General features: G+C 57.9%; 16 protein-coding genes. 9 read left to right on the top strand and 7 right to left on the bottom strand.

Translation table 11 applies throughout. The features are described 5' to 3' along the window. Nucleotides 1–149: 149 nt before the first annotated feature. Entirely contained in the window at nt 150–752 is a 603-nt protein-coding gene (locus tag X738_RS75360) for a hypothetical protein (RefSeq protein WP_023803040.1), read from the bottom strand. A gap of 199 nt (nt 753–951) precedes the next feature. Here X738_RS75360 and X738_RS0143895 point away from each other — a divergent pair, with 199 nt between their 5' ends. Further along, on the top strand, nt 952–1,422 hold the full coding sequence (locus X738_RS0143895) for a helix-turn-helix domain-containing protein (protein WP_023803039.1): 471 nt from the start codon (nt 952–954) through the stop codon (nt 1,420–1,422). Nucleotides 1,423–1,541: 119 nt separating this feature from the next. Here the strand turns inward: X738_RS0143895 and X738_RS75355 are convergent, their stop codons facing one another. The 4 genes from X738_RS75355 to X738_RS75340 are packed head-to-tail and all read right to left on the bottom strand — an operon-like array spanning nt 1,542 to nt 4,726. Beyond that, nucleotides 1,542–2,858: a sensor histidine kinase gene (locus X738_RS75355; protein ID WP_023803038.1), complete on the bottom strand. Its 1,317-nt coding sequence runs from the start codon at nt 2,856–2,858 to the stop codon at nt 1,542–1,544. Further along, nucleotides 2,855–3,409, bottom strand: a complete 555-nt coding sequence (locus X738_RS75350) for a hypothetical protein (protein ID WP_031256621.1) — start codon at nt 3,407–3,409, stop codon at nt 2,855–2,857. Before X738_RS75350 ends, X738_RS75355 begins: the two co-directional genes overlap by 4 nt. Beyond that, a complete protein-coding gene (locus tag X738_RS75345; RefSeq protein WP_031256620.1) occupies nt 3,390–4,091 on the bottom strand; it encodes an FkbM family methyltransferase in 702 nt (233 codons plus the stop codon). Before X738_RS75345 ends, X738_RS75350 begins: the two co-directional genes overlap by 20 nt. Before the next feature lie 5 nt (nt 4,092–4,096). After that, nucleotides 4,097–4,726: a response regulator transcription factor gene (locus X738_RS75340; RefSeq protein WP_084833920.1), complete on the bottom strand. Its 630-nt coding sequence runs from the start codon at nt 4,724–4,726 to the stop codon at nt 4,097–4,099. A 136-nt stretch (nt 4,727–4,862) separates the two neighbouring features. On the opposite strand from X738_RS75340, the gene X738_RS75335 reads away from it, so the two are divergent. Beyond that, the gene (locus X738_RS75335) at nt 4,863–5,207 is read left to right on the top strand and encodes a hypothetical protein (RefSeq protein WP_023803034.1); all 345 of its coding nucleotides are present in this window, start codon (nt 4,863–4,865) and stop codon (nt 5,205–5,207) included. 169 nt (nt 5,208–5,376) lie between these two features. On the opposite strand, the gene X738_RS75330 is transcribed toward X738_RS75335, so the two are convergent. After that, the gene (locus X738_RS75330; protein WP_023803032.1) at nt 5,377–5,916 is read right to left on the bottom strand and encodes a thermonuclease family protein; all 540 of its coding nucleotides are present in this window, start codon (nt 5,914–5,916) and stop codon (nt 5,377–5,379) included. After that, nucleotides 5,913–6,512: a hypothetical protein gene (locus X738_RS75325; RefSeq protein ID WP_023803031.1), complete on the bottom strand. Its 600-nt coding sequence runs from the start codon at nt 6,510–6,512 to the stop codon at nt 5,913–5,915. Before X738_RS75325 ends, X738_RS75330 begins: the two co-directional genes overlap by 4 nt. A 156-nt stretch (nt 6,513–6,668) precedes the next feature. On the opposite strand from X738_RS75325, the gene X738_RS81270 reads away from it, so the two are divergent. From X738_RS81270 to X738_RS75295, 7 genes are all read left to right on the top strand, one after another. Beyond that, on the top strand, nt 6,669–7,250 hold the full coding sequence (locus tag X738_RS81270) for a lytic transglycosylase domain-containing protein (protein WP_051407960.1): 582 nt from the start codon (nt 6,669–6,671) through the stop codon (nt 7,248–7,250). A gap of 12 nt (nt 7,251–7,262) precedes the next feature. Next, complete coding sequence (locus X738_RS75320; protein ID WP_023803029.1) at nt 7,263–7,577, top strand: TrbC/VirB2 family protein; 315 nt, start codon at nt 7,263–7,265, stop codon at nt 7,575–7,577. Nucleotides 7,578–7,580: 3 nt separating this feature from the next. Further along, nucleotides 7,581–7,874, top strand: a complete 294-nt coding sequence (locus X738_RS75315; RefSeq protein WP_023803028.1) for a type IV secretion system protein VirB3 — start codon at nt 7,581–7,583, stop codon at nt 7,872–7,874. Beyond that, nucleotides 7,871–10,273, top strand: a complete 2,403-nt coding sequence (locus X738_RS75310) for a VirB4 family type IV secretion system protein (protein ID WP_023803027.1) — start codon at nt 7,871–7,873, stop codon at nt 10,271–10,273. Before X738_RS75315 ends, X738_RS75310 begins: the two co-directional genes overlap by 4 nt. Beyond that, nucleotides 10,257–11,411 (top strand): transglycosylase SLT domain-containing protein, encoded by a 1,155-nt coding sequence (locus tag X738_RS75305; RefSeq protein WP_023803026.1) that lies wholly within the window; start codon nt 10,257–10,259, stop codon nt 11,409–11,411. Before X738_RS75310 ends, X738_RS75305 begins: the two co-directional genes overlap by 17 nt. Before the next feature lie 9 nt (nt 11,412–11,420). Further along, nucleotides 11,421–12,155: a type IV secretion system protein gene (locus X738_RS75300; protein ID WP_023803025.1), complete on the top strand. Its 735-nt coding sequence runs from the start codon at nt 11,421–11,423 to the stop codon at nt 12,153–12,155. Between the two features lie 182 nt (nt 12,156–12,337). Beyond that, on the top strand, nt 12,338–13,381 hold the full coding sequence (locus X738_RS75295) for a type IV secretion system protein (protein WP_023803023.1): 1,044 nt from the start codon (nt 12,338–12,340) through the stop codon (nt 13,379–13,381). Nucleotides 13,382–13,436: the final 55 nt, after the last annotated feature.

The raw sequence follows: 13,436 nt of genomic DNA, 5'->3' as shown, positions 1-13,436 counted from the left end.
GATAGGAGAAGCGCCTTCAACACTTATTACCCTTCCCTGATCCAGTATTCGCATTGACCTTTCGAAGCCATCGCTGTCGTCGGCGTGAATGAACCGGACAGAGACGTTTTGTGATCCTCATGGCGACTCGTCCTGCGTGATCACCTGGCTTATGGCACATTGAGATTGAACCAGCTTTTCTGGCGTAGGCCGTTCGCGTCGTCATACTCGATGAACCAGGGCTTTCCGCGCATCGGCTGAGAGATGGTGTAGTAGGTGGAGCCGGCACCAAGGGAATGCCCTCTATCGTTGCCCGTGATCTGGATTTTTGCCGTCACCAACTTACCGTTCATTTCGATTTGGGCCTGTCGAGATCCGTTGTCATGGTCTTGGCCGAGACGACTATTCGTGAAAGTGACGGGCAGCGTGAGCCTGTCGGAGCTGATGCGGCAGATGTTCCGTTCTTGCCTCATTCCTGGCCGATCGGAGTCGTAGCTGCCAGCTGCTTGCCAGCCAGAAGGACAATCCTCATACTTCTCGAATCTCGCGGCGCTGGAGTTGGCTTGCGGACAGGTCGGCCAGTTAAAACCCGGAGCTTTCATCGCCGCAATCAACTTGTAGATTGGCGGGTGGCAAGAAGGAGTGCCCTGCCAGTCACCGGACAGACAGAGGAGGACCTGACAGCCCCATTCCGATGCCTGTGATTGGGATGGAAGAGCCGCGGCGCCCGCGACGGCGGCGGCACCCACCAAGAGATATTTCAGTACGGTCATAGCCTTTTCCTCGCTGCGGATTCTGATACTTTACTATGGATCATCCGCGCGAAAAAGGACAGATCGAGAAGGCAGGTTTGTGCGACTACATCGATTTATGAAACGAGACATCGCGGGCGTGGTCGACAACCCGTTGCGTGTCAACATTGCGACAAGGCTGGAGCGGGAGAGAGCCAGGCGTGGCCTATCCCATATGCACATGGCCGAGCTGTTCCGGACTGTCGAGGGCGAAAGGCTCGCCTACCGGACCTACATCCAGACCGTGCGACAGAAAAACAATGTCACCCTGACGACGTTGCACATCATGGCAAGCGGCTTGCATGTGTCAGTTGCGGACCTGCTCGCGGGCGGAAAAAAACTTCCCGAATGGGCGCATCAGTTGGACGAAAATGCGATCCGCAAGCGTCTGGCGCACATCATCGACATTGAGCGAAAACGACGCACTTTGCTCCGCTATGAGATGGCCGAGCTCATAGGCGTGGCGGAGGCGACATTCATGAAATTGGAACGCGCAAGCGGTAATATCAGCGTCGACACAATTGCGGCGATCGCCAAGGCGTTGAAACTTGATCCAGCGACCTTCCTCTTTTCCGATAAGGTCCCGCCATCAACTGATCTACCTGTTTCTGACGCACCCGGAGGCGTAGATTCTCATTTCAGAGAGCCGTAAGCTTCCAGCGTCATCATCCGTCTAAGCTGGGCTACACCGAATGGCTGGCAGGTTTTCGCCGTGATAGCGCATACCGGTGCAATTCAGGTGAAAATGGAGCAGAGCTGAGAGGCTCACAGCTAGCCGCCCCACGAGTGTTCCTTTGTTCGCCCGTACCTGCGGCACGATTGCCAAAAAGTGGCTGCGGCGGAAGCCAGGGGAATTCTGACCTGTACAGTTGTGCCGACACCATGAGCACTCTTGATGATGAGCATTCCGTTCAGCGTCGAGACCATCTGAGAACATGCGGTCAGGCCAAGGCCAGTATGATTTCCAGCTCGCGTTGAAAAGAAGGGAGTAGTTGCTTTTGCAACGATTGCAGGTGGCATGCCTGAGCCCTCGTCGGCCACTTCAAGCACGAGGTAAGTGCGCGGGAAAAAGGGGCGCCGCTTGACTGTCGCGGAGATGAGAACTCGGGCGTTTTTGGCGCTCGACGAAGCGGCCACAGCGTTTTCTATCAGCTCATTCACCACCAACCGTAACGGCGTCGCCGGGACGGGTAGCAAGCGCGCTTTGGAATCGACCGAGACTTGCACCAAACTGCCGCGATCCTGCGTAAGATCCTCGAGCAGTCGGCCGAGCGACATAGTGCTGGAATCTTGTGGTGCATAGGCGATCTGAAGCACACTGTTGGTGATCGATTCCAGTTCGGTCGCAGCACTGCGCGCAGCCTCAAGCATTTCGCCGCTCGGCTGCTTGTCTGGTTGTGCGTGCTCAAGGAACAGCCTCAAGGCTGTAACCCGCGATCGGGTCATATGCGCAAAGAGCGAAGCGAATGAGCGCATATGCTGGTCACGGCGATTGGCTAAAGCATAGCGCTGATGGATAACGAGATAGAAGGTGGCACCCAGGCCAAGTGCGATGGCGAAGATGAACCAGTTGCGCGAGGCCGCAATGTCGATGCTGGCGGTCTGCTGCAAGGTGGCGCTGTGATCAACGGTAGAGCTGGAAATCTCGTAAATTGACTGTTCCAGCTTGGCCATGTCGGCAATGGCTTGGGTGTAGTTTCTACGCGCTGACACAAGAGGTGCAATTTTCTGTTCGAGGGTCAGGCGAATCCGGCCCAGGAGTTCGGCATCGTGGTCGGGAAAAAAGCGGTTCAGATAGGGCAGGTTTTCCAACTGCGCGACGTTGACGTTCACCAACGCCATTTGTCGATCGATGTCCGCATCAAGCTTGCCCGTCTCGTCGGCAATGCGAAGATAGCCATAGACTCGTATAAGGCGCTCGCGAATCTGTGCCGCCCGCCACTGAATCTCGAAAGTCTGACTGAGGATGGCATCCGTCTCCTGACGGTAGCGGTTCGATTGGATGAATGTCCACGCACTCAGCCCAAGCGCTGCAGCCATACCGAGATACGGCAGAACAGTGAGCAAGCGGCCGTTTAAGAACTTCATTGCGTGGCGCGCAGGATGACTGGGAAAAACACCCAGATCGAGTTTCTTGCGGGAACATATGAAGCGGGCAACCGGTCCAAGGGCCAAACAATGAAGATGGGGCCTTTCTCTACCATGCTGATCGGGCGGAAATCCTGGCCCGGCGGGCAATGCGAGCCGGCCTTGTCACTCTCGTTGCAACGACGTTCGATCGCCAGGATCGGATTATAAGACCGGATTTCGTCCATATGAATGTCGGCAACGAAGTTGTCATAGGCGACGACTTTGACTTCCTGAACGGCGGTTATTCCGGCCTTGGCAAGCACATTTGCAAGCAGCGGCCCACGATATTCGATCTTCTCGTTGTCGCTCGTCCAAGGCGTACGCGTGTCATAGGTCTGTTGCGGAAACTCTGCCCGCAGCTGCTTTACCGAAAAGACGGCGACGGTCTTGCCGCTGGCGTCTTGAACCGACACTTCGTTGGGATCGAGGGGAATTTCCTCGGCGGCGCTGGCGAGCGGAAGGGCCAGGGCAAATATGACGGCGAGAGCATTACGCAACATCTTCCACATCCTCGTATTCGCGGGGTCCATCGTTCTTGGCGAAGAGCACGCAAGGTCCTCGGGAGCCCCGCGGATCGTAGGCAAACCCCTTTTCTGCTAGGGCAAGCGTGATGTTGCGGATGCCGTCAAGGCCATAGAGGTGGTCGTGCAGCTCAAGAAAGATGCGCTCGACGCCGGGCAGCTCGGCATCCTGCAGAAGTTCTTTTTCAGCACCTTCAATGTCCATGACGAGGGCGTTTATTCGATGACCGGTGATGAAACGATCGACGTCGGCCGAGACGATCGAAAGTTCGCGCTCATATGGTCCTTGGTCTTTGTCCGTGGAAGACATCCAAAGGTCCCGGCGAACGTAGAAGGTGAAGGACCGCGGCGGGCCTGCTGTGAGGATACCCTGGGAATATGTGACATTGTCGAGATCGTTGGCCGCTATCACGCGCTTCGCTAGTTCCGCTGTTGCGGGATTTGCTTCAAAAGCCCACACCTGAACGCCGGGGATTTTGGCGATCAGTGCGGTGATGATGCCGATACCGGACCCTAGCTCCAGTACGCGATCGCGCGCCTTGACTGCCCTGAAAATCCACTTCGCTTCCTTCGCCTCATAGCTCTGGCTTTGAAGCGCTCGCCAGATGACCGGCGAGACATCCTGCGGTTCCACGGGAACCTTGATCCCATGTACGGTTAGAGAAGCCATCGCGATCACAGCCCCTGTGGTAGCGGATGACCTTGCCTCATGAGTTTGGCCCGGGCCTGTTTGTAGTACCTTTCGGCAGAGCCGGCATCGATGCCCAGCCGCTCTGACATGAGGGCGAAAATCTCTTTCCGTTTCACACCAGGCGCGCGGCGGGCCATCATGTCGATGATTTCATGCTCGCGAGGCGTCAGAACGGAAAAACGATAGTCGGGCCTTGTCATGGCGACTCGCGAAAGGCGCAGGGAGAAGCCCTTGGATGAAATGTCCTCGAGCACGTCGCTGAAAACGCCGGGCGCAAGGCCGGTTTTGCCGAGATAAGCTGCGGCGCCGATCTGCTGGAAGCCTTCGGCCTCGATTCGATTGTCAGAGCCGGTGACGACGATATGGATGGCGCTCGCAGAGGCTTCCATGATTTTGTCGACGACAGCAACCCGAGCAGTTTCTGACGTGGGATCAAATCCGGGCAAGCCGGGATCAATTACGATGAGATCAAATTGGATGTTTTGAAGCTCTCTGGACGCAATCTCCAAGGTTTCGGCACCTACGACGATGCAGTCATGGAAGCTTGCTTGCACTTCATTCATTAATGCCAGACGCATAAGCGTCTGGTCTTCAACCACTAGGGCACGAAACATTAGAAGCCCATCCTTCTACGCAGGCACCCCCGCCCGGTCTTAGAATTGTCGCTTCAAAATAGGGATGATGCCATCCCTATTTTTCCTTACCTCCCGAGGTATCAGTATGTGACCAATGTACGCCAGGAGGAGGACGATGGCTATTCAACTGGTCTGCAGCAACGGACAAATGGAACCGGCTGAAGGTGTCGCGAATCTTATTGCGGCACATCGTCAGAGCCTGGCCATGCTCGAATATCTCGGCAAGCGATTGATGGAAGCTGAAGGGGCGGACGCGACCTTGCTGGGTCAGAGGATGGACGCCGTTATGGCGCAAGAGGCCGCGGCACGAAGGAGAGCCGCCATCGCTCCAGTAGCCACTGTCGCGGATATGAAAATGAAGGCAGCTTATTTCCAACGGTTGATGGGCCATGGCTGGTGCGAAATTGACGTTGACGATTTGCAGGCGGTGCTCGGTTCTTTCACGAAACTGCAATCCTAAGAGAAGAGTGTCGAAAGCCATGCTGTGATGGCATGCCAGGCGGCATAAACTCCCGCGGGGACCAAGATAATAGCGATGAATGCGACGGCATCGCCAATTGAGCGGTCGGTGCGTCCTTGCACAGGATATCCATGGTAATGGTTGTGGGCGTTGTCATCACGGCTCATCATTATCTCTCCGATATGCGTTTCAGCAGAAGTTGTACTGGGTGCTGAAACGTTGTGTTCCACAATCCTCTGCGCTTCGACTTCGCATCCAGTTCGGCAACTAGGTAATTGCCGTTGACTGCCTTGCCTTTTACTGTCGTCGCCGCAAAAGCATATCCCGTCGAGATGAGGGCCGTTCCGACGTCGATTGTTTCGCCTTTCAACTGCGCTCCGCATATGACAAAAGCCGCCTCGTCGAGCGCGTAGCCGATTGGCTGGCAGGTGATTGCCGTGCCGTCAAACAGCGCGGCCAAGTGCGCCAGCGATGCGTTGCCGCAATCAATTTTCCTACCGCCGGCCTCCTCTGCGATTGTCCCTCGTAAACACGATTGGACCCCATAGAGATGGAACAGGCGGTCTCCATCGCGCCATGTATCGCCGGTTAGCAGTTGAACCGACTTCGATACTTGGAACGGAGTCGGTTCGGTGGAAGCATTGCTCTCCTGGGTGTGAGCCGGTGCGGATAGTGCAACGGCAATGGCTGCGAGGCTGAAACGTCTCATTTTTGGAACTGCTCGCCCAGTTCGCCCGAATGTCCCAGATCGGGGCGCAGAGATTTGCCATCCTTGTTACCAATCGCCGCCATGTCGAAAAAGACCATTTCGTCATCATCATAGGCGACGGTGTACGGGTCGTTTGCATCGCCTGCACCAACGAGGGAGAAGCACGACACAGCGTCGGGTTCATCCTTCTTGCTTTGCAAAACAAGCGTCTTGCAAAGAACGACAGATGCACGGTGGTTGTAGATCCCCTCTTCGTAATCTTGCGCGGCTTTCGTGCAGTCCCATTCTTCGGTTTTATAAGTGATTTTTGGCTTTGGGCACGCTGTGAGGCCGCGCAGCCGATACGTCGCGCCGTTGATAACGCGCTCAGTAGCCGACTGCACCTTCACCGGCATCTTCAAGGCGGTAACGTCACGCCGATAAAGCGCGCCCTTGGCGTCGTAGCGCTCATAGACAAAGACCTTCTCGCCAAGCTTCGAGAACTGAAGCAAGTAGTCCTTCGATGGCGGTTCGAAGGCATTCGGGGCGCTCGCGCCGGCTGCGAAACCCACGGTGCTGTGGAGCAGCAAGGCCACGAATATGGCTGTCTGTTTCATCGGATTTCCGTTCTCGTCACGCTTATCGATTGACACTTTACTAGGGCAGAGTGTAGCCATAGTAAAGTGTCAAATTGTGGCAAGCCAATGATTCGACCTCTCCTGATAATATCGCTTTGCGGTGTCATAGCGCCTTTCACGGCGCTGGCTCAGGACATGGCATCAGAGCGCGTTGCGGTCGCCTTTGCAACGCCGGCGAAAGCTGTGGCGGCAACCGGTATAGATCGCTCCGGGGCTTGTGAGGGTGGCAACCGTGCACAGATCGCGAGCCTTGTGCGCTCAATAGCGGCTGAACAAGGATTTGACGCCGATCTAGCCGAAGCAATTGCATGGGCCGAAAGCGATCTTGGTGCCAACCAGGGTCCGTCAAAAGCCGGGGCCTTGGGAATCATGCAACTGATGCCAGGAACGGCCTCCGATCTCGGCGTGACAAACCCCTGCGATACACGGGCAAATGTCCGGGCTGGTATCCGGTATCTGAAGTCACTCTATGACGAGTTCGGGGATCCGCTGCTGATGCTGGCGGCTTACAACGCCGGGCCCAACAGCGTCTACAAGGCGCACGGCATTCCGGTGAATCCGGAGACGGCAGAATACATCGTGAAAATACTGAATCGCTGGAAGTTCGGCGGTGTCGTGAAGAAGTCCGCCCTGACCAAATCCGAAATGCTCGCGGCCGCTCCGCCAGCAAGCGAGGACGCTTGGCAGGATGGTCATGTCATGGATTTCGGCAACTGAAAGGAGCCAAGGGTGGAATACAGGAAAGCGGGCAAATTTGCCCTGAAACTGGCCTTGGCCTCGGCGGTCGGAATAGCTCTCGCGCCGGCCAGTGCATATGCGCAGTCGGCGGCACCGGTCGAAAATGTGCTGGAGTGGTTCGTCGGCGTTCTGCAGGGCAACATCGCGCGCTCATTCGCCATCATCGCGGTCTGTTTTCTTGGCTTCCTCGCCATGACGGGCCGGTTGGCATGGATGATGGCATTTTCCATCATCATCGGCATCGCTCTGATCTTCGGCGCCGCCCAACTGGTGGATGCGGTTCGCGCAACGGCGGGAGGCGGCTGACGCATGGACGACGAGGAAGTCTATGTCGAGCCGGTCAGCCTGCCACTGACACGCCCCCCAATGAAATGGGGGGTGCGCTATGAGGTTTTTGCGCTGAACGGGATCCTGGCGGTGATCGGTTTTATCGCAACGAGCAGCTTCATGCTCGGCCTTGGCGTGTTCGGCGTGATGCATCTTGTCAGCGCGTATCTGTGCCAGCGGGACCCCTACATGTTTCATATTTTCGAGCGGCGCATCTCCAAACGTGGAGCGGTGGCGAACCTCACTTTTTGGGGGGCGAGGAGCTATTCGCCATGAGCCTTGACGCCGACCTGAAATTTGGCCGTGAGCGGCGGCGTGAAAAGCCCGCGGCGATGCACATCCCCTACCTTCGCCATGTCGATGACAATCTGATCGTGACGAAGAGCGGCTTTCTCGTCGGCGTCATCCAGCTCAGTGGCCTGCCGTTCCAGACGATGGACCAGTCCGAGTTGAACAGCCGAATGTTCAACCGCAACACCACGTTCCGCAACCTATCGACCTCTCGATTTGCGGTCTACACAACGATCATCCGCCGCCACGTGACGCCCGAGATCGAAGGCGACTTTGACAATCCTTTCGTGGCCGAGCTCGACGCCCGCTACATGGATGAGCTTGGGGCGAAAAACCTTTTCGTCAACGAGGCGTATCTGGCGGTCATACGCCGACCGATGGTCGGCCGCGTCGGCTGGGTGGACAAGGCGCTCAATGCGTTCCGCATCAGTACCGCAGGCGAAGAAACCCGCGAAGAGGCGATAGCCGAACTGCATGACGTTCTCGACGGCGTCGCCAAGGATTTTACCGCCTATGGTGCGCGTCTTCTCGGTGTCGTGAAGCGCCGCAATAGCTTCTTTTCCGAGCCTGCGGAATTCTTGGCGAAGATCCTCGCCGGCGGCGTCGACGTGGAAATGCCTTTGCCGCGCATGAGCCTTGGCGATGTGCTGGCGACGCGGCAGCTGTTTTTCGGAAAGTCCGCGCTGGAACTTCGCGGACCGGACGCTGGCAAGCTCGGCGCCATGGTGTCGATCAAGGAATACCCACCGTTCACCGCGCCGGGCTCATTGGACGGTCTCTTGCGCCTGCCACATGAGTTCGTCCTGACGCAGAGTTTCGCGATCGAAGATCGTGTAACGGCGATGCGCAGGATCAACACCATCGCGAACCAGGTTGAGGGCTCCGACGAGGCGGGCACGACGGTCGAGGAGTCCGTCCACGATGGCGCCGACAAGCTTGCCGGCGGCGAAGTCGTCTTCGGACAACATCATATGTGCGTCATGGCCTTGGCATCGGACATGACTGGTCTCAACCGAGCCCTGTCCGACATTACGGCCGAGCTTTCGCGCATGTCGATCGTGCCGGTCCGCGAGACCCTGAACACGGAACTGGCCTTTTGGGCGCAGTTGCCTGGAAATTTCAGCTACATCGCGCGACGCGCGTTGATCTCGTCTCTTAACTTCGCCGGGCTGTTTTCAGGACACAATTTCCCGTCCGGCCAACGTGAGCGGCTGCACTGGAACCGGCCCATCGCCTTGCTCGAAACGACCAGCCAGACGGCCTATTATTTCAATTTCCACGTTCACGATGTCGGGCACTTCACGGTGTTCGGCCCGACCGGCTCGGGCAAGACCGTGGTGCTGTCATTCCTGATGGCGCAAGCCATGCGCATCATGCCGCGGCCACGATGTATCTATTTCGACTATATGCGCGGCGCTGAAATTTTCGTTCGGGCGCTCGGCGGTCGATACGAGGTGATGGAGCCTTCTCAGCCGACCGGGTTCGCGCCATTGCAGCTCGAGGACACGGCAGAAAACCGTTCTTTCCTGGAAGATCTGCTCATCTACATCTTGACGCCGGAAGGTGGCGCGCTGGACGTGGCGGAGATGCGCGTCATCAACGCCGCCGTTGACATGATCTACAAGATTTCGTGCGAACAGCGGACCTTCGACCTGCTGCCGGAAGTGCTGCGGGGCTCGCTCATGCCCGGCATGAACGATCTGGCCGCGCGGATACAGCCCTGGCTCGATCCGAAGGACAAGGGCTGGCTTTTCAACAATCCCGTCGATCTGGTCGATTTCTCGAAGCCGGTTGTCGGGTTCGACATGACCAAGATCCTGGGTGACAGAAAGCTGCGCTCGGCGGCCTTGCTCTACATCTTCCACCGGCTTGAGGACGTCATCGACGGCTCGCCGATCATGCTCTTCCTCGATGAAGGCTGGAAGCTGTTGGACGACGAGGTTTTCGCCGCCTTCATCAACGAGACGCTAAAGACCATACGTCGCCGCAACGGCGTTGTCGGCTTTGGCACGCAGACAGCCGAAGACGTCGTCAATTCCTCCATCTCGTCGTCGCTGATCGAGCAAACGAAGACCAACATTTTCTTCCCCAACCCGAAGGCCAGCAAGGAATCCTATATGGAGCGCTTCTCGCTGACGGCGAAGGAATTCGAGTTCGTACGCCGAACCGCCAAGGAAACACGCACCTTCCTGGTCAAGCACGACAGCGACTCGATCGTAGCCAAGCTCGATTTGTCGGCGATGCCCGATCTCATCAAGGTCTTGTCCTCGAACGAAGCCAACAGCAAGGAATGTGCACGGCTCCGGGAGACCTTCGGCGACGAGCCGGAGGCGTGGCTGCCATACTTCTGCGGATGGGAGAACGAGCATGACGAAGCGGCTTAGCAGCGCTTGTCTGGCCGTGGCTCTCGCGACGGGAAGCATGAGCGTGGCCGTCGCGCAAATCGCGGTCATCGACGATTCGAACCTCGACAAGCGGCAAGAGGACGAGCAGCACAGCGAAAAGTCGGATGAAGCGAAGAAGGACGAAACCGACAAGAAGAAAAGCGTCGTCTGCACCTACTCGAACAAATACCGCTCACAGATGTTTCGCCGGTCGCCGGCCGAAGCGTTGCAGCGCGACGCGGGCAACGTGAAGATGATCCGCTATTATGCGCAAAAATACGGCGTGCCCGAAGGCCTGGCACTCTCCGTTGCCTATCAGGAATCGCGCTTCGACACATGCGCCGGGAGCCACACCGGCGTCAAAGGCGTCATGCAGCTGACCAAGGGCACCGGCAAGTCCATGGGACTTGACCGTGACGTGAACGAGCAGAACGCCGAAGGTGGTGTCAAGTATCTCGGAATGGGCGTGAAGCAATGCGGGGCGACGAATTATGGCTGTCTCGCTTCCTTCTACAACGGATCGAATGCTGGCGAGCAAAACCAGTGGGCCGGCGGTGTCGGCCGTTGGAACAGCTACTTCAACGAATATGTATCGAGCGGCAAGGCTCCGGCCGCCGCGCCGCCACCATTCTCGATCGTAACGGCGGACGGTTCAGGCGGCATGGCCCAGGACGCGGCTATGGGTACGGTCAGGAAGGCGGCGGGCGGGCTTGACGTAAGCTCATCGCAGATGGGCGCCAATGATTCGGCAATCGACGCGCTAGCGGGCAACGTTGGCCAGGTGACCGAATACAAGGACGCTTGGGAGCTGAACTCGTCGGCTCGTGGGATCAACGCCGGTGTCACCAACCAATACCTTGCCCAGGCGGGGGACTTCACGGCGTTGCTAGCCCAGCTTCTATCGATGCAAAACGTTCAGGCATCGCAGTCCGCCAAACTGGTGCAACGGCCGACGAGCGGCTCTCCGAACCCGTTCTCTTGCGATCCTGCCGAACTGGCACGGCTGAAGATCGACCGTAGGCGGTGGCTGCCCTGCGCGGTTGAGAACGCGCGATCCAGTCAAACCGAAGGCCGCTCGATGATCATCACCCCTGATCCTGCCGGCGCTGCCAGCGTGATCGATTCCTTGCAGCAATAGGAGGCTGACATGAAGAAATTCGCGATTGCGGCCAGTCTGGCGCTTTGGGCAAGCACGGCCCATGCACAGATTGCCGTCATCGATGGAGCCAATCTCGATGTAGCCCGCAAGAACGCGGAAAACACCAACTCCATCATGGCCTCGAACAAGGATATCCTGAAAAAGAGCGAGGAGATCCTGCAGGCTCTCAGCGGCAGTCGTGATGGTTCGCTCGGCATCGGACAAATGGGCCTCGGCGGCAATATGTCGATTGCCCAGGCGCCGTCGTTCGGATCGATCCTGAACGGCGGTGCGCTTTCGTTTGGTGGCCTGTCACCCGAAATCCAGAAAATCGCCGGCGCCGTCATCAACGGGCTCCAGCTGGTGAAGCAGCTCCAGCAGATTACCGGCAAAGAGACGAGCGCCGTGAACACCGCCTATGGCGGCAGCGTCAACGTGGCCTCGCTGCTAAGCGCGTTGACCTCGCAGGCCTCGCAGGGCGTGACCCAGCGCCAACAGTCACTGCAGTCCGCGAGCGGGCAGATCGGGCAGTCGCAGGACGTCAAGGGTTCCGTGGACCAGAACACGCGAATGCAGCTGGAAAACGCGCGCGCGGTCAACGAATTGATCGGCGTCCAGAACGGTGCGGTCGCGGCCCTGAATGAGAAGCTGAAGACAGACCTTCTTCGCCAGAGCCAGGTCCAGAAGATGATGACACCGCGCAACGTCAATCCGTTCGCCGACTTCGGCAAGAGCGGAGGCTAGCACTTGTCGAGGCGGGTGTTGCGCATATGCGTTGTGGTTGGGCTCAGCGCGGGGCTTTTCGGATGCGCAAATCGCGAACTGAAAGCGCCGTGCGGGCCTTTGGCGTATGCCCACGCCGACGAATGTGGCCCGCTGAAGCCGGTCAATTCAACGCCCTTCACCAGGATCATTGACGAGGATCCATGAACGGTCTCGCCGAAAGCATTCTCGGTGGCATTGACAACATCGGTGAGGACTTCGTCCGCACCGTCTACATGCAGTTGGGCAATGCGATGGGCAACGTCTTCACCCTCATGCTGACCCTCTATATCGTCTGGTGGGGCTATGCGATCTTGAGCGGGCGAGAGTCGATCTCGCCGATCGAAGCAGCCTATCGCCTCGGCCGCGCGGTCATCATCTATCTGCTGCTGACCGGATGGGGGACATTTTTCGCGACGATCTACCAGCTTGTGCAAAGCATTCCAGATGAGGTCGGTAAGGTGATTGTCGGCGCCGTGTCGCGAGCCACCGGCAATCAGCTAAGCGATCAGGCGGCAATTCCAGCGCTTATCGACAATCTCTACCAAGGGGCGCAGGACGTCGCCAATCAGGTCTATAGCGGATCCTTCTATGACATTTTTGGCGCGCTGCTGTCGCTGCTCGTTCTGCTGTCAGCCATCATCTTCGCAGCGCTTGCCATTGCCGCGATCATTGCCGCCAAAGTGATGTTGTTCATCACGCTCGCCTTGGCGCCGATATGGATCATTCTTTGGCTTTACCGCTGGTCCTCGCGCATGAGCGAAGGCTTCCTTTCGCTCACCACCTTTCTGATGATTCAGCAAGTTCTGATCTACGGCTTCCTCGGCTTCTACTTCTCGCTCGTCAATGCGGCACTGAACACCGCCACGTCCGGCGGAGCGACCATGGACAGCAAAATGTCCCTGGTGCTGCCGCTGGTGCTGGTGACGATCATCGGGATCTACGTTCTCATGCAGATACCCTCGATTGCTTCGATCCTGAATGGCGGCGGTTATCTCAGCACCGTGGGAGCTCGCTACTCATATGGGAGGTTCGGCAGGAATGCCGTGCGCTACTCCGGCGCGCGATGGGCCGCCGGCCGCGCCGCTCGGGGCGCCCGGCAGCTCGCCGCAAACAGTTTTCGATCTTCGCGAGCAGCGAGGGCAGGCGAGGCAGCTCGGTCCGCCATCCAGCAAGGTGCGCGCGATAACTCCAGGCCTCTGGCCTAGAACACAAGAACGGTCACCGATCGCGGCCTGCATCAGGATGCATCGCGCAAACGAG

It is taken from the genome of Mesorhizobium sp. L48C026A00 (genome assembly GCF_000502375.1).
Taxonomy (GTDB): domain Bacteria; phylum Pseudomonadota; class Alphaproteobacteria; order Rhizobiales; family Rhizobiaceae; genus Mesorhizobium; species Mesorhizobium muleiense.
Note: the sequence above shows the minus strand (reverse complement) of the source record. Positions and strands in the feature narration are given on the sequence as shown.

Coding starts and splice junctions, on each gene's coding strand:
- X738_RS75355 (WP_023803038.1), bottom strand. CDS start 2,858: ATGAAGTTCTTAAACGGCCGCTTGCTCACTGTTCTGCCGTATCTCGGT.
- X738_RS75340 (WP_084833920.1), bottom strand. CDS start 4,726: ATGTTTCGTGCCCTAGTGGTTGAAGACCAGACGCTTATGCGTCTGGCA.
- X738_RS75325 (WP_023803031.1), bottom strand. CDS start 6,512: ATGAAACAGACAGCCATATTCGTGGCCTTGCTGCTCCACAGCACCGTG.
- X738_RS0143895 (WP_023803039.1), top strand. CDS start 952: ATGGCCGAGCTGTTCCGGACTGTCGAGGGCGAAAGGCTCGCCTACCGG.
- X738_RS75300 (WP_023803025.1), top strand. CDS start 11,421: ATGAAGAAATTCGCGATTGCGGCCAGTCTGGCGCTTTGGGCAAGCACG.
- X738_RS81270 (WP_051407960.1), top strand. CDS start 6,669: ATGGCATCAGAGCGCGTTGCGGTCGCCTTTGCAACGCCGGCGAAAGCT.
- X738_RS75360 (WP_023803040.1), bottom strand. CDS start 752: ATGACCGTACTGAAATATCTCTTGGTGGGTGCCGCCGCCGTCGCGGGC.
- X738_RS75310 (WP_023803027.1), top strand. CDS start 7,871: ATGAGCCTTGACGCCGACCTGAAATTTGGCCGTGAGCGGCGGCGTGAA.
- X738_RS75335 (WP_023803034.1), top strand. CDS start 4,863: ATGGCTATTCAACTGGTCTGCAGCAACGGACAAATGGAACCGGCTGAA.
- X738_RS75315 (WP_023803028.1), top strand. CDS start 7,581: ATGGACGACGAGGAAGTCTATGTCGAGCCGGTCAGCCTGCCACTGACA.
- X738_RS75295 (WP_023803023.1), top strand. CDS start 12,338: ATGAACGGTCTCGCCGAAAGCATTCTCGGTGGCATTGACAACATCGGT.
- X738_RS75330 (WP_023803032.1), bottom strand. CDS start 5,916: ATGAGACGTTTCAGCCTCGCAGCCATTGCCGTTGCACTATCCGCACCG.
- X738_RS75345 (WP_031256620.1), bottom strand. CDS start 4,091: ATGGCTTCTCTAACCGTACATGGGATCAAGGTTCCCGTGGAACCGCAG.
- X738_RS75350 (WP_031256621.1), bottom strand. CDS start 3,409: ATGTGGAAGATGTTGCGTAATGCTCTCGCCGTCATATTTGCCCTGGCC.
- X738_RS75305 (WP_023803026.1), top strand. CDS start 10,257: ATGACGAAGCGGCTTAGCAGCGCTTGTCTGGCCGTGGCTCTCGCGACG.